The sequence below is a fragment of the Nocardia sp. NPDC127606 genome, assembly GCF_042671725.1.
In the GTDB taxonomy this organism is placed as follows: Bacteria; Actinomycetota; Actinomycetes; order Mycobacteriales; family Mycobacteriaceae; genus Nocardia.
In genome coordinates this window covers 58414-76536 of sequence record NZ_JBHXWQ010000006.1, presented here as the reverse complement: position 1 = coordinate 76536, position 18123 = coordinate 58414, and the positions used below count along the sequence as shown (strand labels likewise).

The 18123-nt window shown below is 68.3% G+C and carries 15 protein-coding genes; 10 read left to right on the top strand and 5 right to left on the bottom strand.

Features of this window, described 5'->3' with window-relative positions; genetic code table 11:
• Positions 1-17: 17 nt before the first annotated feature.
• Positions 18-821 (bottom strand): hypothetical protein, encoded by an 804-nt coding sequence (locus tag ACFVJ5_RS24855; RefSeq protein WP_379223516.1) that lies wholly within the window; start codon positions 819-821, stop codon positions 18-20.
• A gap of 197 nt (positions 822-1018) precedes the next feature.
• Between ACFVJ5_RS24855 and ACFVJ5_RS24850 the strand changes: the two genes are divergently transcribed.
• Positions 1019-2191 carry an acyl-CoA dehydrogenase family protein gene (locus tag ACFVJ5_RS24850; RefSeq protein WP_379223514.1) on the top strand — a complete coding sequence of 391 codons (1173 nt, stop codon included), beginning with the start codon at positions 1019-1021 and terminating at the stop codon, positions 2189-2191.
• 9 nt (positions 2192-2200) lie between these two features.
• Positions 2201-3328 carry an acyl-CoA dehydrogenase family protein gene (locus tag ACFVJ5_RS24845; protein ID WP_379223513.1) on the top strand — a complete coding sequence of 376 codons (1128 nt, stop codon included), beginning with the start codon at positions 2201-2203 and terminating at the stop codon, positions 3326-3328.
• A gap of 50 nt (positions 3329-3378) precedes the next feature.
• Here ACFVJ5_RS24845 and ACFVJ5_RS24840 read toward each other — a convergent pair whose 3' ends face one another.
• On the bottom strand, positions 3379-4008 hold the full coding sequence (locus tag ACFVJ5_RS24840) for a hypothetical protein (protein WP_379223511.1): 630 nt from the start codon (positions 4006-4008) through the stop codon (positions 3379-3381).
• Positions 4009-4183: 175 nt separating this feature from the next.
• Between ACFVJ5_RS24840 and ACFVJ5_RS24835 the strand changes: the two genes are divergently transcribed.
• Positions 4184-4543 (top strand): hypothetical protein, encoded by a 360-nt coding sequence (locus tag ACFVJ5_RS24835; RefSeq protein ID WP_379223509.1) that lies wholly within the window; start codon positions 4184-4186, stop codon positions 4541-4543.
• Positions 4544-4596: 53 nt separating this feature from the next.
• Entirely contained in the window at positions 4597-5424 is an 828-nt protein-coding gene (locus ACFVJ5_RS24830; RefSeq protein WP_379223507.1) for a GNAT family N-acetyltransferase, read from the top strand.
• Here the strand turns inward: ACFVJ5_RS24830 and ACFVJ5_RS24825 are convergent.
• The 3 genes from ACFVJ5_RS24825 to ACFVJ5_RS24815 all read right to left on the bottom strand — a co-directional run bounded on the left by ACFVJ5_RS24825 (position 5421) and on the right by ACFVJ5_RS24815 (position 10458).
• Positions 5421-7322 carry a serine/threonine-protein kinase gene (locus ACFVJ5_RS24825; RefSeq protein WP_379223506.1) on the bottom strand — a complete coding sequence of 634 codons (1902 nt, stop codon included), beginning with the start codon at positions 7320-7322 and terminating at the stop codon, positions 5421-5423. The genes ACFVJ5_RS24830 and ACFVJ5_RS24825 overlap by 4 nt on opposite strands.
• A gap of 5 nt (positions 7323-7327) precedes the next feature.
• Positions 7328-9154, bottom strand: a complete 1827-nt coding sequence (locus ACFVJ5_RS24820) for a serine/threonine protein kinase (RefSeq protein WP_379223504.1) — start codon at positions 9152-9154, stop codon at positions 7328-7330.
• Between the two features lie 137 nt (positions 9155-9291).
• A complete protein-coding gene (locus ACFVJ5_RS24815) occupies positions 9292-10458 on the bottom strand; it encodes a protein kinase (RefSeq protein WP_379223503.1) in 1167 nt (388 codons plus the stop codon).
• A 120-nt stretch (positions 10459-10578) separates the two neighbouring features.
• Here ACFVJ5_RS24815 and ACFVJ5_RS24810 point away from each other — a divergent pair, with 120 nt between their 5' ends.
• The 6 genes from ACFVJ5_RS24810 (at position 10579) to ACFVJ5_RS24785 (ending at position 18118) form a co-directional block, all read left to right on the top strand.
• Entirely contained in the window at positions 10579-11349 is a 771-nt protein-coding gene (locus ACFVJ5_RS24810; RefSeq protein ID WP_379223501.1) for a deoxyribonuclease IV, read from the top strand.
• A 102-nt stretch (positions 11350-11451) separates the two neighbouring features.
• The gene (locus ACFVJ5_RS24805; protein WP_379223499.1) at positions 11452-12381 is read left to right on the top strand and encodes a TauD/TfdA dioxygenase family protein; all 930 of its coding nucleotides are present in this window, start codon (positions 11452-11454) and stop codon (positions 12379-12381) included.
• A 68-nt stretch (positions 12382-12449) separates the two neighbouring features.
• Positions 12450-13661 (top strand): CaiB/BaiF CoA transferase family protein, encoded by a 1212-nt coding sequence (locus ACFVJ5_RS24800; protein ID WP_379223497.1) that lies wholly within the window; start codon positions 12450-12452, stop codon positions 13659-13661.
• Positions 13662-13824: 163 nt separating this feature from the next.
• The gene (locus tag ACFVJ5_RS24795; RefSeq protein ID WP_379223496.1) at positions 13825-14739 is read left to right on the top strand and encodes a hydroxymethylglutaryl-CoA lyase; all 915 of its coding nucleotides are present in this window, start codon (positions 13825-13827) and stop codon (positions 14737-14739) included.
• Positions 14740-14813: 74 nt separating this feature from the next.
• On the top strand, positions 14814-15590 hold the full coding sequence (locus ACFVJ5_RS24790) for an ABC transporter ATP-binding protein (RefSeq protein WP_379223494.1): 777 nt from the start codon (positions 14814-14816) through the stop codon (positions 15588-15590).
• Positions 15587-18118, top strand: coding sequence for an ABC transporter permease (locus tag ACFVJ5_RS24785; RefSeq protein ID WP_379223492.1), 2532 nt, complete (start codon positions 15587-15589; stop codon positions 18116-18118). The genes ACFVJ5_RS24790 and ACFVJ5_RS24785 overlap by 4 nt, the downstream gene beginning before the upstream one ends.
• The last annotated feature ends 5 nt before the right edge of the window (positions 18119-18123 follow it).

Sequence of the window (18123 nt, the reverse complement as noted above, 5' to 3'; positions counted from 1 at the left end):
TCCTACTGGAAGCCGGCTCAGCCGCCGACGTTGGTCGCCGCGGGCGGGGTCGGGGGAGCGGGCACGGGGGCGGGCTGGGGCGTTTCGACCGGAGCGGGCGCCGGGGCCTTCGATGTCGGTGCGCTCGAGGAGGATTCACCCGAGCCCGGGCTCGCGGCCTGCGGTTCGGGGGTCGGCGGTGCCGCGGGGGCTTCGGGGACCACCACCGGCAGATCGGGCACGACGAACGTGCCGACGGTCGGGGTCATCACACAGCGGGCGCCCGCGTAATCGATGGTTCCCCACATGGAGGCGACCACCGTGCCCGCACCGCTGTGCACCGTCTTCGACAGCGACGGCAGATTGAACTCGGTCTGGTCGTCGAGGCCGACGATGCCGCTCTGACCGTTGTTGACGTTGACCCACGCGACACTGAGGCCGGAGGCCAGCGGAACGCCGGTGTGGCGCGGGCTCGCGCTGAAGCGGATATCGCCCGGCGTCAAGCTCCTCTCGGTGCGCGGGCCGGGCCCTTCGAACGACGCCGCCGCGATGATCGTGGTGATCGGGCCGTTGCTGCCGCAGCCGAAGGTGGGGGCCGCGTAGGTGAAGGGGGTGAACTGCGTCGAGATGTCACGCAGGGCGTCGACGCCGACGATGCCGGTGAAGCTCGCGATCGCGCCCACACCGGCCTTCGCCGTGGTGTCGTCGCCGGCGAGGTGGGTGAGGTGGCCGATCGCGTCGTCGGTGGGCGACGCGAGCGCGCTCGGGGCCAGCAGGGCCAGCGCGCCGATGCTCGCCGCGGTGACGACCGCTGCTCTACCTGCGATGGATCTGCCGTTCACCCGTGACTCCTCGATGGATGCTCGTCGCCGGATAGTCCGGTTCGTCTGGCAACGTACCAGGTCGTCGCACGGGTCGCCGAGCCGCCGACGGTGCGGCGGGCGCCGCTGGGACGCCGATCGCGTGTGATGTAGTCGACACCGAGGATTACCGAAGGGTAGGTTTCTCTTCGACGGCTACGAGTGACTGGGAGACCCGTATGAAGTTAGCCCTGTCCCCGGAAGAGGTCGCTTTCCGCGACGAGCTCCGGCATTTCTACGCGACCGAGATCCCCGCCGACATCCGCGATCGGGTGAAGCACGGCCAGGATCTGTCCCGCGAGGACATCGTCACCGCGAACAAGATCCTCAACGACAACGGCCTGTGCGTGCCGAACTGGCCGGTGGCCTGGGGCGGCAAGGACTGGACGCCGATGCAGCGCCACATCTGGCTCGACGAGATGCAGCTGGCCTCGGTGCCGGAGCCGCTCACGTTCAACGCCTCGATGGTCGGCCCGGTGATCGCCCAGTTCGGGTCCGAGGAACTCAAGCAGCGCTTCCTGCCGCCCACCGCCGCGCTCGACATCTGGTGGTGCCAGGGCTTTTCCGAACCGGACGCGGGCTCGGACCTCGCGTCGCTGCGCACCACCGCGGTGCGCGACGGCGACTCCTACATCGTGAACGGCCAGAAGATCTGGACCACGCTCGGCCAGTACGCCGACTGGATCTTCTGTCTCGTGCGCACCGACCCGAACGCGCCGAAGAAGCAGGCGGGCATCTCCTTCCTGCTCTTCGATGTGAAGTCGCCCGGTGTCACCATGCGCCCGATCAAACTGATCGACGGCAGCTATGAAGTCAACGAGGTGTTCTTCGAGAACGTCCGGGTGCCCGCCGATCAGCTCGTCGGCGAGGAGAACCAGGGTTGGACCTACGCCAAGTATCTGCTCGGCAACGAACGCACCTCCATCACCGGCGTCGGCAAGACCAAGGTCAAGCTCGGCCTCGCGAAGGACTACGCCCGCGCGGCCAGGACCGGGCGCGGCACGCTGCTCGACGACCCGGTGTTCGCGGCGCGGCTGGCCGAGCTGGAGAACGAACTGCTCGCCCTGGAACTGACCCAGCTGCGGGTGGTCTCCAATTCTGTCGAGGGCAAGCCGAATCCGGCGTCGTCGGTGCTGAAGCTCAAGGGCACGGATTTGCAGCAGGCCGCCACCGAACTGCTGCTGGAGGTCGCGGGCGCCGACGCGCTGCCGGTCGACGCCGGCGACATCGCCTCGCCCGCGTGGGCCCAGCACACCGGCCCCGGCTACCTGAACTACCGCAAGGTGACCATCTACGGAGGCTCGAGCGAGGTCCAGCGCTCGATCATTTCCTCCACGATCCTCGGATTGTGAGGCGCTGACATGGAACTCGCACTGACCGAAGAACAGACGATGCTGCGTGACACCGTGCGCGAACTGCTGCACCGGTTCTACGACGGCGAAGCCCTCACCAAGAGCGGCGACACCGACCCCGGCTGGAATCGCACGGTCTGGAAGCAACTCGCCGACCTCGGGGTGCTCGGGCTGACCATTCCCGAGGAGGATGGTGGCGTCGGCGCTGGCCCGGTCGAGGCGATGCTGGTGCAGGAGGAGCTCGGTCGCGCGCTGGCCCCGGAACCGGTGCTCGACTCGGTGGTGATCCCGGCCGAACTGCTGCGGCTGGCGGGCAGCGCGGAGCAGCGTCAACGGCTCTTGCCCGCGCTGGCCGAGGGAACCGTCCTGCTCGCCTTCGCGCATACCGAACCCGGCCTGCGGTGGCCGTCGACGGAGCTCACCACCACCGCGGTGGCCCAGGGCGAGAAATACGCGCTGACCGGCGTGAAGAATCCGGTGCTGCGCGGCGATGTGGCCGACGAGGTGATCGTCAGCGCGCTGCTGCCCGACGGCGGAACCGGGCTGTTCCTGGTCGACCCGAATCAGGATGGCGTGCAACGACGGTCGTACCGCACCTTCGACGGTCGTCGCGCCGCCCAGTTCGACCTCGACAACGCGACGGGCGAACTGCTCGGCGACACCGTCGACGCCGCCGAACCGATCGCCCTGGCCCAGGGTTACGCGCAGGCGGCGCTGTGCGCGGAGTCGGTCGGGGCGATGGAGGTCGCGCTCACGCTCACCACCGAATACCTCAAGACCCGCAAGCAGTTCGGGGTCACGCTGTCGAAGTTCCAGGTGCTCACTCAGCGCGCGGCGGACTGCTACGTCTCGCTGGAACTGGCCCGCAGTATGAGCCTGTACGCGACGGCGGCGCTGGCCGACGGCGGCAACGATCCGGTGGTCGCGTCACGGGCGCGGTTGCAGGTGGGTAAGTCGGCCGAGCACATCGGCCAGGAGGCGATCCAGATGCACGGTGGCATCGGCGTCACCGCGGAGTATCCGGTGAGCCACTATGTCGCCCGGTTGACCGCGATCGGGCAGACGCTCGGTGGGGCGCTGGAACATCGGCGCGAGCTGGCCGATCGGATCGGCGAGTACGACCTGGTCGAGCTGTAGCTTGTCGATGGTGGTGCGTGCCCGGGGTTCGGGTGCGCACCATCGTTGTGTCAGCCCTCGGTGGTAGTGGGGGCCGGGGTTTCGGTGGTTGTCGCCGCCTCGGTGGTCGTCACCGTGGTCGGGGTGGCGCCGGTGTCGGCCGGGACGACCGTGGTCGGCGTCGCGTGGTCGAAAGCGTGGGTCGGCGGATAGTCCTCGGACGCTTCGTCATCGCCCACGCGGGGCGGGGTGACGGTACGGGTCGGGTTCTGCCGGGTGGGGATCTGCGGCCGGGTGGTCGTCGGCTCGTCCTCGGTGGTCTCCGGCGGGCGCGTCGTCGTCTCGGCAGGACGGGATTCCGTCGTCGCCTCGGCCGGGCGGGACTCGGGCGCCGGTTCGCCCTCGGGCGGTGGCGTCTCCGACGGTGAGGTCTCGGTGGAACTGAGGCTGAACGGTTTCCGTGGCGACATGTACGGCGCGATCCGCCAACTGGGCGACGGCGGGATCGGGATGTGCACCGTCGTCGACGTGGGCTCGTCCGCCGACCGCGCGGGGGCGGCGGCCAGATCCGCGCTCAACGGCGGCGCCGGCACGTAGACATCCTGCTGCCCGACACCGCACGCACCGATGATGATCAGTCCGAGCGACACCGCGCCAACAGCGACTGCCGGACCCACGAACTTGGCCCTGCTGTTATCCATCGCCTGTTACTCCTCGTCGGCTTCGAGATCGCCTCACAGTAGTGCAGGTCGGGCAAAAGAGCGCATTTTAAACGCTAGTGGTCCAGATATCGGATTGATCAATTCAGCGTGTCGTGGGGACGTGTCGCGCGCGTTCGACGTCGCCGAGTCGTAGCGTGTGTGAGCAAAGTTACGCATGAGACGTCCGGCATCGTTACCCCTGACGCGCGAGGTCGCGCGGCGCAAGTATCTGATCGGCGTCATCGAGGAGAATCTCATGGGAGCACTCTCGACACCCCGGCTGGAAACCGCGGCGGCGAACACCGATTCGGCCACCGTCGGGCATCTTTCGTCGACACCGCCCGGCAACCGCACCCTCGCGGTGGTCGCGCGGATCATGGGCTGGTTGTTCTTCGTCGGCGGTCTCGTCGGCGCCGGGCTCGGGATCGCGGGCCTGCACGTGGAGATCACCGTCGCCGGGCTGATCCTGGCCTGTACGGCCGGCCTCATCTTATTGAAGCTGCGCACCGATCGGGACGTGCCCGAAACAACCTGAGACACCTCATAATTCGAATGCGGTCGCCTGTGTGACGGCTTACCGTCGATACGGTGCCCATCGACATCACCGCTGACGCGGCCCGGTTCCTGAACGACGTGCAGCCGTTCCTCCACGGCGATCCGCTGCGCCACACGGTCATCGCGACTGCTCTGGCGAACCGGATCAACGGCAGGTCCGGCGGCATGGTCACGCAATTCGTGAGCGTCCGCGACGACGCTGGTACGGTCGTCGGCCTCGCGCAGTGCACGAACGGCGCGGCCTACCTCGGTGAGCTGCCCACACACAGTATTTCGGCCGTCGCCGATGCCTTCCGGGCACACGACATCGCACTGCGCAGTGTCGAGGGAGACGATGCCGACGCCGTCGCGTTCGCGGCGCACTGGTCGAGAACCGTCGGCGGAACCTACCGCGAGAAGTTCTCGGTCCGCCTGTTCGGCCTCGGCACCCTGCTGGTGCCCGACGCTCCCGGCGCATCGCGGCAGGCCACCCTCGACGACGTGGCCGTCTGCATCGCGATGACCGAGGAGTTCGCCGTGGAAGCCGATGTGCCACATCGACTCGACGAGACAGCGGTGCGCAGGCGCATCGAGGCCGGATCATCGTGGTTGTGGGAGCACAACGGTCAGCCCGTCACGCTGGTCGCCCGGCACGAAGCGGTCCTCGGCTGGGCCAGGATCGGCCCGGTCTACACCCCACCGCGGTTCCGGGGCAACGGGTTCGCGAGCGCGCTGACCGCCACCGTCGCGGGCCGGATTCGCGCGGAGGGCGCCGATGCCTGCCTGTTCACCGATCTGGCCAATCCCACCTCGAACAAGATCTACCAGCGCATCGGCTTCGAGCCGGTGCGCGACTTCGTGCACTACGCGTTGGCCGACTAGACCAGCAGGGCGGAGCGCCACCATTCGAGCACCTGCGCCTCGTCGGCGATGAAGCCGCGGCTGTACATGAGCATGCTGTCGCGGCCGGGATCGCCGTCGAAGCGGGTGACCATGCGCGGTGACTTCGGCTGACTGCCGTCCAGGACGAAGTTCGTGTAGGTGTGACCGGTGTGCGACATGGGGCGCGCATCGTTGGCGGGCAGACCCGTGATCGCTTGCGCGGCCAGGTCTGCGGAGGGGTAGAGGAAGAACTCGTAGATGGCCTTGTTGCCGCCGCCGAAGCAATGCCACATCACCGACCAGTCGCCCATATCGGCGTCGTCGGAATCGCGGCTCGCGGTCGCGCGGTCATAGGCGAAGCAGCCCGCGTTGCCCAAGCCCGAACCGGCATGGACCAGGTTGCTCGCCGAGGTGGAGGGCACCATGCGGGGGAACTCGTCGCTGATCTTCGCCGCGTTGGCGCCGATGACCTGTCGGTCGCTGGTCGCGGGTGCGGTCGACGTCGAGCGCTGGGGTGCGGAGGTGGTCGCGCCCGCGAAAGACGTTGCTACCGCGGAGGTTTCGAGACCGGGCAGGCCGGATGCGGCGGCGTCGCCGTCATCGCCCAATGCCTTCATGAGAATCCAGCCGAGGAAGACGATGCCGGCGATGATCGCCAGCCAGCCGATCGGCGATCCCTCCCAGCGTGACTTCCGTTTCTTGCCGAGATACGCCTCGGCGACCGACGAGCGCCCGCCCGACTCCCTGGAACTCCCGGCGTCGCGGGGACGCTGAGCAAGGGCATTCGGAGCGCCCGCGGGGTACGGCGACGATCCGCTGGGCCACGAAGGACTGGGCTGCGCAGGCCACGGCCGGCCCTGGTTCGCTCCCCACTGCGGACCGTGACCCGTAGGTCGTCCGCCCCCGGTCCACGGCTGGTCGGGGCTGGTCGTGCTCGGCCACGGCGTCTGTCCGCCAGGCGAATTCGGGTCGGTGCGCTGGGCGACGGGGTAACCGGCGCCCGGGGCGAAGGGCGAGTTCGGCGGGTAGGTCCTGGTCGGCGTCGAGCCGTGAATCGGCTGCGCGACACCGTGCCCGGCCACGGCCCGCAGTGCGGCGGCGGCGAATTCGGCACAGGTGGCGAAGCGTTCTTCGGGGCGCTTGGCCATGCCTCGGGCGATGACGGCGTCGAGGGCGGGGGTGATGCCCGATTGGAGGGTGCTCGCTCGGGGCGGGGGTTGCTGGAGGTGGCCCTGGATCACCGCGACGGGGTTGGTGGCATCGAAGGGGGTGGTTCCGGTGAGGAGCCGGAAAAGCGTGCAGGCCAAGGAGTACTGGTCGGCGCGACCGTCGAGGGCGATGCCGGACAGCTGCTCGGGAGACGCGAAAGCCAGGGTGGCGGTGAAGGTTCCGGTCTGGGTCAGCTTGGCGGCGTTGTCGTCGTGCAGGCGGGCGATGCCGAAGTCGGTGAGGTAGACGCGTTCGGTGCCGTCGACCGGTTCGATCAGGATGTTGGCGGGTTTCACGTCGCGGTGCAGCACGCCCCGGCTGTGCGCAAAGTCCAGTGCCGCGGCGGTTTCGGCGACGATGCGGACCGCGCGCGCCGGGTCGACCGGGGAGGGCAGCGACGACGCGTCGGCGCCGTCGATGTAGCGCATCGAGATCCACAGCTGGTCGTTCTCGACACCCCGGTCGTACACGGTGACGATATTCGGGTGCTCGAGTTGCGCCACGAGATCGGCTTCGCGTTCGAACCTGGCCTTGATCTCGTTGTCGAAGAACAACTCCCGGTTCAGCAGCTTCATCGCGGTGCGCCGTGGCAGCCGCGGATGGCGTGCCAGATACACCGAGCCCATGCCGCCACGGCCCAGCAGTCGTTCGATGGTGTATCCGGCGAAAACGCCGCCCTCGTCATACATCGCGGTTAGTTCAGCGGGGCCGAGCGCCACCAACGCAGCACCTCGTCGGCTGTGCCGTAGCCGTCGGTGTACATCAGGAACTGGGCGCGGTCGGGTTCGCCGGTGAACTGCGTGATGATCTTGTTCCCGTTGTCGGTGTACTTGTAGTTGGTGTACTGCTTGCCGCCGTTGCTGTCGGTGGACTTGGTGTTGGTCGGCAGACCGTCGAGCACCGACTTGGCGTCGGCGGCCGAGTTGAAGGCGTAGATCCGGTAGAACGGATCGTCGCTGTCGCCGCCGCCGAAGCAGCTCCACAGGTGCACCCAGGCGCCGAAATCGGGTTCGCCTTCCGCGGGCGACGGGGGATCGCTGTTGTCGGTCTCCCAGCAGGTGGCGCCGTTGTATCCGGTGGAGTCGTCGACCGTGGCGGGCACGATCCGGCCGAACTCGGCGCTGATGGCGTCGGCGCTCGGGGTGATGTAGGTGCCTGCCGACGTGGTGGTCGTGCGGTCGCCGCCGCCCGCGTCATCGCCGCTGGCCGCGATACCGATGCCGATCAGCAGCACGATCACCAGGATCACCGCGACGACGATGCCGATGATCAGCCCCGTGTTCGACTTCGACGGCGGCCGCTGCCCCTGCGGATACTGGGCGAAACCGCTGGCCTGTGGTCGCGGCGCGGACTGGTACTGCGGGCGCGACTGCTGGGTGTAGGGCTGCGAAGCGCCGGCGGGTGACTGGTTCATCGGACGCTGGGTGCCCATCGGGCCACCCGTCATCGGGCCCTGGGCCGTACCCATCGGACCGCCGGTCCTCGGGCCCTGCGCCGTACCCATCGGACCGCCGGTCATCGGGCCCTGGGCGGTGCCCAGCTGGCCGCCGGTCATCGGGCCCTGCGTGGCAACGGGATACGGCAGACCGGTCTGCGGAATCGCGCCACCCGTCGTGGGCCGCCCGGCGATCGGCAGCGACCCACCGGTGCCCGGTCGCGGACCGACGATCGGCAACGCGGGTGCACTCGGACTGTTCAACGCCTCGATCGCGGCCTCGGCGAAGTCCGAGCAGGAGTCGAACCGGTCATCGGGCCGCTTGGCCATCGCCTTGGCGAGCACGCCGTCGAGTGCGTAGGAGAGGCCGGGCCGGACGCTGCTCAGCGTGGGCGGCGGCTGCTGGAGATGGCCCTGGATCACCGCGGCCGGGTTGGTCGCCGCGAACGGTCCGGAACCGGTGAACAGCCAGAACAGCGCGCAGGCCAGCGAATACTGGTCGGACCGGTGGTCCAGCGAGGCGCCGGTGAGCTGTTCGGGAGAGGCGTAGGCCAGCGTCGCGGTGAAGGTGCCCGTCTGGGTGAGATGGCCGGTGTCGTCGCGCAATCGGGCGATGCCGAAGTCGGTGAGGTAGACGCGTTCGCCACGTCCCGCGCCCGAGCGGGCGAGCAGGATATTGGCCGGCTTCACGTCGCGGTGCAGCACGCCCATGCCGTGCGCGTAGTCCAGCGCGTCGGCGGTTTCCTTCACGATCTGCAGCGCCCGGGCGGGCGGCAGCGTCTGCGGATCCACCGATGCCGCGTCGACGCCGTCGATGAACTGCATGGAGATCCACAGCTGTTCGTCGTCGTGCCCGCGGTCGTAGACGGTGACGATGTTCGGATGATCAAGGCGCGAAACGAGATCGGCCTCCCGCTCGAACCGCGCCCGCACCTCGGCGTCGAAGAACATCTCGCGATTGAGCAATTTCAGCGCCGTCATCCGCGGTAGGCGCGGGTGCTTGGCCAGATAGACCGAACCCATGCCACCGCGGCCGAGCTGCCGTTCGATGACGTAGCCGGCGAAAACATCTCCGTTGGCCAGCATGTCTGCTCCACTTCCCGCCGCGCGCCGGGACCCACCAGCGCACGCGCGTACAGCATAAAAGCCGCGGCCGACGTTGCCCGCCACGGGAAAATCAACGAAACCTTATCAGTCGGCGACGGCGCCGAAGGCCGCCACGATCACGGCGGACGCCGCTGCTGGGGCGGCACGATATAGCCGGGATGGTTACGGCCACCAGGGAAATCGATGGTGCCCGGGCGTGCGGTTCCGCGTCGCGGCGGGATGGCCGGACCGCCCGTCGACGGCCGCGGCGCGTGGGGATGCGGCTGCGCGGGAGTGGTCGGCTGCACGTGTGGGTGCGGCTGCGCGGGGGTGGTCGGCGGGGGCGCGTTGCGGTAGGGCTGCGCCGGGGTGTGCGGCCGGGGATACCCCGGTGCCTGCGGGTAGGACTCGCGGGCACGCAGGACCACGCCGGCCGCGGTGTACTGCTGCTGCTGATGCCACGGCCCCGGCACCGCGAACAGCGCGGCCTTGGCCGCCTGCGCGAACTCGGCGCAGCTGGCGAAACGGGACTCCACGCGCTTGGCGGTGGCCCTGGCCAGCACCGCGTCCAGGGTCGCGGGCAGGTCGGGGCGCAGACTGCGCAGCGGGGGAAGGGGCTTGCTCAGGTGCGCCTGGATCACCGCGCCCGGGCTGGGTCCGGGGAACGGTACCGAGCCCGTGAGCATCCAGAACAATGTGCACGCCAGTGAGTACTGATCGGCGCGATGATCCAGGGGCGCGCCTGCCAGATGCTCGGGCGCGGCATAGGCCAGGGTGGCGGTGATCGTGCCCGCCGAGGCCAGGGTGGTCTCGCTGTCGCGCACCGCGGCGATGCCGAAGTCGGTGAGCACCACGCGTTCCGGGCGCCCGATCGGTGGCTTGGCGAGCAGGATGTTCGCCGGTTTCACGTCGCGGTGCAGCACACCGCTCGCGTGCGCGAAGTCGAGCGCGGTGGCGGTCTCGGCGACGATCTGCACGGCCCGGCCGGGTGTCAGCACGTTCACGTCGGCGGTCGCGACATCGGTGCCCGCCACGAACTGCATGGAGATCCACAGCTGATCGTCGTCGGTGCCGCGGTCGTAGACATTGACGATATTGGGGTGCTCGAGCTGGGCGACCAGATCGGCTTCGCGTTCGAAGCGGCGGCGGATCTCCTCGTCCGCGGACAGCTCGCGGCTGAGCAGTTTCAGCGCGGTGAGCCGGGGCAGCCGCGGGTGCCTGGCCAGGTAGACCACGCCCATTCCACCCTGGCCCAGCACGCGCCGGATCGTGTATCCGGCGAACACGTCGCCTTTGCGCAACACGCGAAGTCACCCCCTCCAGGGCAGAGCACCCGTTTGAAATTCTACCGATGTATCTCCCGAACCCACCGCCGCGCAACATCGCGGGCGAAGTTGTCGGTGCCTGATATTAGGGTGGCGGCTATGCGCATTGGAGCACACGTTCGCGACGAGAGCGATCCGATCGGCTTCGGCGAGAAGCTCGGTGCCGAGGTCGTACAGATGTTCGTGGTCGATCCGCAGAGCTGGGACAAACCCCAGCCGCATCCCAAGGCCGCCGAGATTCTGGCCAGTCCGATCGATGTAGTTGTGCACTCGTCCTATCAGATCAATGTGGCGAGTCTGAACAACCGGTTGCGGATGCCCTCGCGCAACGCGGTGGCCCAGCAGGCGAAGGCCGCGGCCGATCTCGGTGCGTTCGGCCTGGTCGTGCACGGGGGACATGTGCGCTCCGACGCCGAGCTCGACACCGGAATCGACAACTGGCGCAAGCTGTTCGAGCGTCAGCAGGACAAGGGCGGGTTCGCCGTGCCGATCCTGATCGAGAACACCGCGGGCGGCAATCACGCGATGGCCCGGCATTTCGATTCGATCGCCCGATTGTGGGACGCGGTCGGGGACTACGGTGCGGGCTTCTGTCTCGACACGTGTCACGCGTGGGCGGGTGGTGAGGAACTGGTCGGGGTGGTCGAGCGGATCAAGGCCATCACCGGGCGCATCGATCTCGTGCACCTGAACTCCTCGCGCGACGAATTCGATTCCGGCGCCGACCGGCACGCCAATTTCGCCGACGGGACCATCGACCCGCAACTGCTGGCCGAGGTCTGCCGCACGGCCGGTGCGCCGGTCATCCTGGAAACCCCGGTCGACGGGGTCGCCGAGGACCTGGCCTACCTGCGGGAGCACATCGGCTGACGGCGTTGGGATCACTTCGAGGCAAACCCTGTCTGTCGAACGGGATTCACGGTGTGCTTGATGCATACCAACCGATCGAGAACGACAGTGAAGGTGATCCCCATGACGGTCGACCACGCCCTCCCAGCCACCCTGACGGTGACCAAGCTCGGCGCCCACATCGGCGCGCAGATCGATGGTGTCCGGCTCGGCGGTGACCTGGACGCGGCGACCGTAGCGAAGATCCGGCGCGCGCTCAACGAGCACAAGGTGATCTTCTTCCGCGGTCAGAACCACCTCACCGAGGACGGCCAGTACGAATTCGCGGAGCTGCTCGGCAGCCCGACCACCCCGCATCCCACGGTGAAGTCGGCCGGTGTGAAGAGTTTGGCCATCGACTCCGAGCGCAGCCGCGCCAACTCCTGGCACACCGATGTGACGTTCGTCGACCGCGTGCCGAAGGCATCGATCCTGCGCGCCGAGCACCTACCCACCTACGGCGGCTCGACCACCTGGGCGTCCACCGTCGCGGCCTACAACTCGCTGCCCGCCCCGCTCAAGGCGCTGGCCGAGAACCTGCGCGCGGTGCACACCAATCTCTACGACTACGCCGGCGCGGTCGACAAGGTGCGCCCGTCCCAGGTCGAGTACTCGACGGAATTCCAGTCCGATGTGTACGAGACCGAACACCCCGTCGTGCGGGTGCACCCCGAGACCGGCGAGCGTGCGCTGCTGCTCGGTCATTTCGTGAAGCAGTTCGTGGGGATCCCGTCCCGCGAGTCCGACCAGCTGTTCCGTCTGCTCCAGGACCGGGTCATCCGCCTCGAGAACACCACTCGCTGGAACTGGTCCGACGGCGACGTCGCGATCTGGGACAACCGTGCCACCCAGCACTACGCCATCGACGACTACAACGACCAGCCTCGTCGCCTCACCCGCATCACCCTCGCCGGTGACATCCCGGTCGGCGTCGACGGTCGGACCAGCACCGTCCTGAAGGGCAACGCCGAGGACTACTCGATCATCGAGGAAGTGGAGCTCCTCGCCAGCTGAACTATCGGTTCGCCGCCGGGCCCGCACGTGCCCGGCGTCACCGGGGGTCGCACTGCGATACTGCCTGTATGAGTATTCGGCCGTTGGACGGTGTTCGCGTCCTGGAACTCGGTAATTATGTTGCCGCTCCCACTGCCGGACGTATTCTCGGCGATTTCGGCGCCGAGGTGATCAAGGTGGAGCGCCCGGGCACGGGCGACGAATTACGCAACTGGCGGTTGTACGGCGGCGATACGTCGATGCTGTATCGCACCGTCAACCGCAACAAGAAGTCGATCGTGCTGGATCTGCGGACCGAGGCGGGCCGCGCGATCGTGCTCGATCTGGTGAAGCAGTGCGATGTGCTGCTGGAGAACTTCCGGCCCGGAATGCTCGAGAAGTGGGGGCTGGGGCCCGAGGCGCTCGAGCAGGCGAACCCGAAGCTGGTGATCACGCGGATCTCGGCATACGGCCAGACCGGGCCGATGGCCGCGCGGCCGGGATTCGCCGCGGTCGCGGAGGCGGTCGGCGGCCTGCGTGAGCTGGTGGGGGATCCCGATCGGCCGCCGGTGCGCACCGGGGTGTCGATCGGTGATTCGATCGCCGGCATCTACGCGGCGTTCGGGACCGTGATGGCACTGTTCCAGCGCGAACGGGTCGCGGGTCCGGTGCCGCAGGTGGAGCGGATCATCGATGTCGCGCTCAACGAGTCGATTCTGTCGGTGATGGAATCGTTGATCCCCGACCATCTCGCCTACGGCATCAACCGGGAGCGGGTCGGCGGCCGGATGGAAGGCATCGCGCCGTCGAACGCCTACCCGACCAGCGATGGTTACTCCATCATCATCGGTGGCAACGGCGACGCCATCTTCCAGCGGTACATGCAGGTGATCGGCCGCCCCGACCTCGCCGTCGATCCGGAACTCGCCGACAACAACGGCCGCTGGCGCCACCGCGAACGCCTCGACGCCTCGATCGCGGAATGGTCGAGCAAGCACACGCGCGCGCAAGCGCTGAAACTGCTCGACGACGCGGCCATCCCGTGCGGCCCGATCTACACCGCCGCCGACATCGTGGCCGACGAGCAGTACCGCGCACGCAATATGATCCAGATGTTCCCCGTCGATGTGGGCGAGGCCGAACCCAAGCAGGTGGGTTTCGGTGGCATCGTCCCGGTGATCGGGGGCGCATCGCTGCCGATCCGCAATGTCGGCCCCGACCTCGGCGAGCACACCAGAGAGGTGCTCGGCGGGCTGCTCGGGATGAGTGAAGATCAGATCGACGCGCTGGAGGCACTGTGACGAGGCGAGTACACGGCAGGCGCCGCCCGCCGGTGCGCAACAAGTGGGAGCCGCGCGGTCCGGGTCATGTGCGTCCGACGGTCCACCCCACCCCGGCCAGCGTGGGCGACAAACCCTGCGGTGGCGTGATGTGTGTGCCCGCTCGGGAACCGGAGCAGCGGCGGTGACCGCACCGCTGTTGCGTGATGTGACGCTGCGCGACGGTTTGCAGCTCACCGGCAAGGTGTTGCCGGTCGAGCACAAGATCGACGTGGTGCGCAGGCTGCTCGCCGCGGGAGTGCCCGCGCTGGAGATCGGTTCGATGGCGCGGCCGGATCTGGTCGCGCCGATGGCCAACTCGCTCGAGTTGATCGCGGCGCTCACCCCGGATGAGCTGGCGAAATGCTGGGTGTGGGTGGCCACCCCGCGGCACGTCGAGAAGGCCGCCGCGGCGGGCGCGCGCAATTTCCAGTACTGCTTCTCGGTGTCCGACGCGCACAACAGGGCCAATATCGGCCGCGATACCGAGACCTCGGTGGCGGCGATGCCCGAGGCGATCCGCCTCGCGCACGAGGCGGGCGGCGAGATCCAGCTGTGCCTGGCCACCACGTTCACCTGCCCGTTCGACGGTCCCGTCGATCCCGACCGGGTGCTCGCCATCGCGAACGACCCGCGCACCGACGGCGCTGCCGACATCGTCCTCGCCGACACCCTCGGCCAAGCCCATCCCGGTCAGGTGAGCGCCTTGGTCACCGCCGTCCGCGACACCACCCCGCCGCGCCGCATCGTCTTCCACGGTCACGACACCTGGGGCATGGGCGTGGCCAACACGCTCGCGGCCGTCGCCGCGGGCGCGACCATGGTCGACGGCGCGCTGGGCGGGCTCGGCGGCTGCCCCTTCGCTCCCGGCGCCAGCGGCAACACCGCGTCCGAGGACATTCTCTTCGCGACCAGGCCCGACTGGTTCACCCCGGCCTCGCTGGCCGACCTGGTCGGGCTCACCGAAGAACTGCTCGCCGAGCTCGGCGAGCCCAACCGCTCCCGTGCGCTGGAAGGCGCGCGCTCGGAGGCCGACGCCTTCGAGTGGGTCGTTCGCTGAGAGGTCGGTAAGACCTGCGGTATCGGGGGGATCCCGGATGGCGCGGTTTACGGTGGGCAGCCAGACTGGACAGCATGACTTCGCACGCCATGGGGACCGAGGCCGCCGAAGCGGCGGCCGCCACCGATATCGCGGCCGCCGCGCTCGATCTGGTCAAGTTGTACGGATCGGGAGATACACAGGTCAAGGCCCTGGATGGGGTATCGGCTGACTTCGCGAAGGGCGAATTCACCGCGATCATGGGCCCATCGGGTTCGGGCAAGTCGACGCTGATGCACTGCCTGGCCGGGCTCGACAGCGCCAGCGAGGGTCAGGTGCGCATCGGCGACACCGCGCTCACCGGCCTATCCGACAAGCAGATGACGGCGCTGCGGCGTGACCGGATCGGTTTCGTCTTCCAGGCGTTCAACCTGGTCCCGACGCTCACCGCGCTGGAGAACATCACCCTCCCGCTCGATATCGCGGGTCGCAAGGCCGACCAGGAATGGCTCGACACCGTGGTCAAGCGCCTCGGTCTCGGCGACCGCCTCGAGCACCGGCCGTCCGAGTTGTCCGGTGGCCAGCAGCAGCGGGTGGCGTGTGCGCGTGCGCTGGTGGGCAAACCGGAGATCATCTTCGGTGACGAGCCGACCGGCAACCTGGACTCACATTCCTCGGGTGAGGTGCTCTCGATCCTGCGCGCCTCGGTCGACGAGTTCGGCCAGACCGTCGTCATCGTGACCCACGACCCGCGCGCGGCAGCCTACGCCGACCGCGTCGTGTTCCTCGCCGACGGTCGCATCGTCGACGAGCTGCGTGACCCGACCCAGGATTCGATCCTCGACCGGATGAAGGCGCTGGAAACCCGATGAGCAATCCCATGCGCAAGGTCGCCTTGCGTAACCTCGCCGCGCACAAGGTGCGTTTGGCATTGACTCTGCTGTCGGTGGTGCTCGGTACCGCCTTCATCTCCGGGTCGTTCGTTTTCACCGATACCCTGCAGCGCACCTTCGACGGTATTTTCGAAGGCCAGGCCCAGGGCGTCGACGTGCGCGTGGGCCCCGCGGACCGCCAATCACTCGGCGTACCGACGAACATCGTCGACGCGCTGGCCAAGACGCCCGGCGTAGCCAGGGTCGCGCCCGCCGTGAACGGCCCGGTCGTACTGCTCGAGCCCGACGGCAAGAAGGCCGTACAGACCGGTGGCGCACCGAGTTTCGGCCTGTCCTACCTGCCGCCCGACAAGTCCGTCGAAGAGCCGGAGAAGTTCCTGGCGGGCGCCGCGCCCACCCAGCCGAACGAGATCGCGCTCAACGCCGGTGGCGCCGAGAAGGCCGGGTTGAAGGTCGGCGACAAGACCAAGGTGCTGATTCCGTCCAAGGGCGACCCGTTCGAGGTGACGCTGTCGGGCATCTACGAGATGCCGGGCGCCGAGGGCGGCGGCGTGGTGGCGGTGATGTTCACCGAGCCGCAGGGCCGCAAGCTGTTCACCGACGGCTCGCACGTGGCCTACGCCGATATCGCCGCGGCTCCCGGTGTTTCGGCCGATGACCTGCGCGACCAGCTCGCCGCCGGCCTTCCCAACTACAAGGTGCAGAACTCCGACGAGGTCCGCGAGGACATGAAGAAGGAGATCTCCGAGGCGCTCACCTTCATCAATTACTTCCTGCTCGCCTTCGGTGCGATCGCGCTGATCGTCGGCACGTTCATCATCTACAACACCTTCTCGATGATCGTGGCCCAGCGTCTGCGCGAACTCGCGCTGCTGCGCGCGATCGGGGCGAGTCGTCAGCAGGTCGGGCGGTCGGTCGTCGCCGAGGCGATCGTGATCGGGCTGATCGGTAGCGCGCTCGGGCTGGCCGCGGGGATCGGGCTGGCCTACGGGTTGTCGGCGTTGCTCAACGCGTTCGATCTCGGACTGCCGACGGGGTCGCTGACCGTGTTGCCGCGTACCGCGATCGTCGCGCTGCTCGTCGGCCTGATCGTCACCGTGGCCAGTGCCTATGCGCCCGCTCGCCGGGCCGCGAAGGTGCCGCCGGTGGAGGCCATGCGGTCCGAATTCGCCAGTGCGGGTGATTCTCTGCGGCTGCGCACGATCATCGGCGCGGTGATGGCCGTCGCCGGTGGCGTGCTCGTGTACGTGGGTGCGCAGGGCACCGGCAAGGGCTCGGCGGTGACCGTCGGTGTCGGCGCGCTCGGGCTGATTCTGGCGGTGCTGCTGGCGGCGCCCGCGTTGTCGCGGCCGATGGTGCTCGTGCTCGGGGTGCTCACCAGGCCGTTCGGCGCGATCGGCCAGATGGCGCGCAACAACGCCACGCGTAACCCGCGGCGCACCGCCGCCACCGCGTTCGCGCTCACGCTGGGCCTGATGCTGGTCTCGGCGATCGGCATTCTCGGTGCTTCGGCGAAGACGAGTGTCGGTGTGCTCATCGACAAGGGCGTGAAGGCCGAGTACGTGCTCGCCGGTCCGCAGATGATCGGCGCGCCGATCGGTGCGGTCGACGCCGTGCGCACCGATGTTCCCGGCGTCAGTGATGTCACCGGGATCCGGATCGTCGCGTTCAAGGTCGGCGACGAGCAGATCGGCGCCACCTCACCGGATGGTCCGATCGACCCGGTGATGGACATCGACATGATCAGCGGCACCACCACGATCCCCGCCGGTGGCGCGCTCATCGACGAGACCGAGGCGAGCGCTCGCGGGTGGAAGGTCGGCGACAAGGTCACCATCACCAGCCTCGACAAGAAGCAGCTCGAGCTCACGATCGGCGGCATCTACGCCGACTCGCCGCTGCTCGGGCCCATGGTGGTCGATCCCGGCATCTACGAGCAGTTGATGCCGCAGAGTCTGCGCACCAATGTCTTCGTGCTGGTCAAGGCCGCGCCGGGAGCCGATCTCACCGCGATGCGGACGAACCTGGAGAAGGCCACCGAACCGTTCGTGGTGGTGCAGGTGCAGGATCACGAACAGTTCAAGGGCGCGCAGGGGCAGCAGATCAACACCCTGCTCGCCATCCTCTACGGGCTGCTCGCCCTGGCGGTGGTGATCGCGGTGCTCGGCATCATCAACACCCTGGCGCTGTCGGTGGTGGAGCGCAGGCGCGAGATCGGCATGCTGCGCGCGGTCGGCACCCAGCGTGCGCAGGTGCGTCGCACGATCTACCTGGAGTCCATGCTGATCGCCATCTTCGGCGCGATCGTCGGTCTGGTGCTCGGCATCGCGCTGGGCGTCGGATTCCTGCGCACACTGCGCGATATGGGCATCGACCAGATCACCATTCCGTGGTCGCAGCTGGTGATCGTGCTGATCGCCTCCGGTGTGGTCGGTGTGCTGGCCGCGGTGTGGCCGGGTGTGCGGGCCGCGCGGACGCCGCCGTTGGCGGCTATCGCGGATCTGTAGGCGGT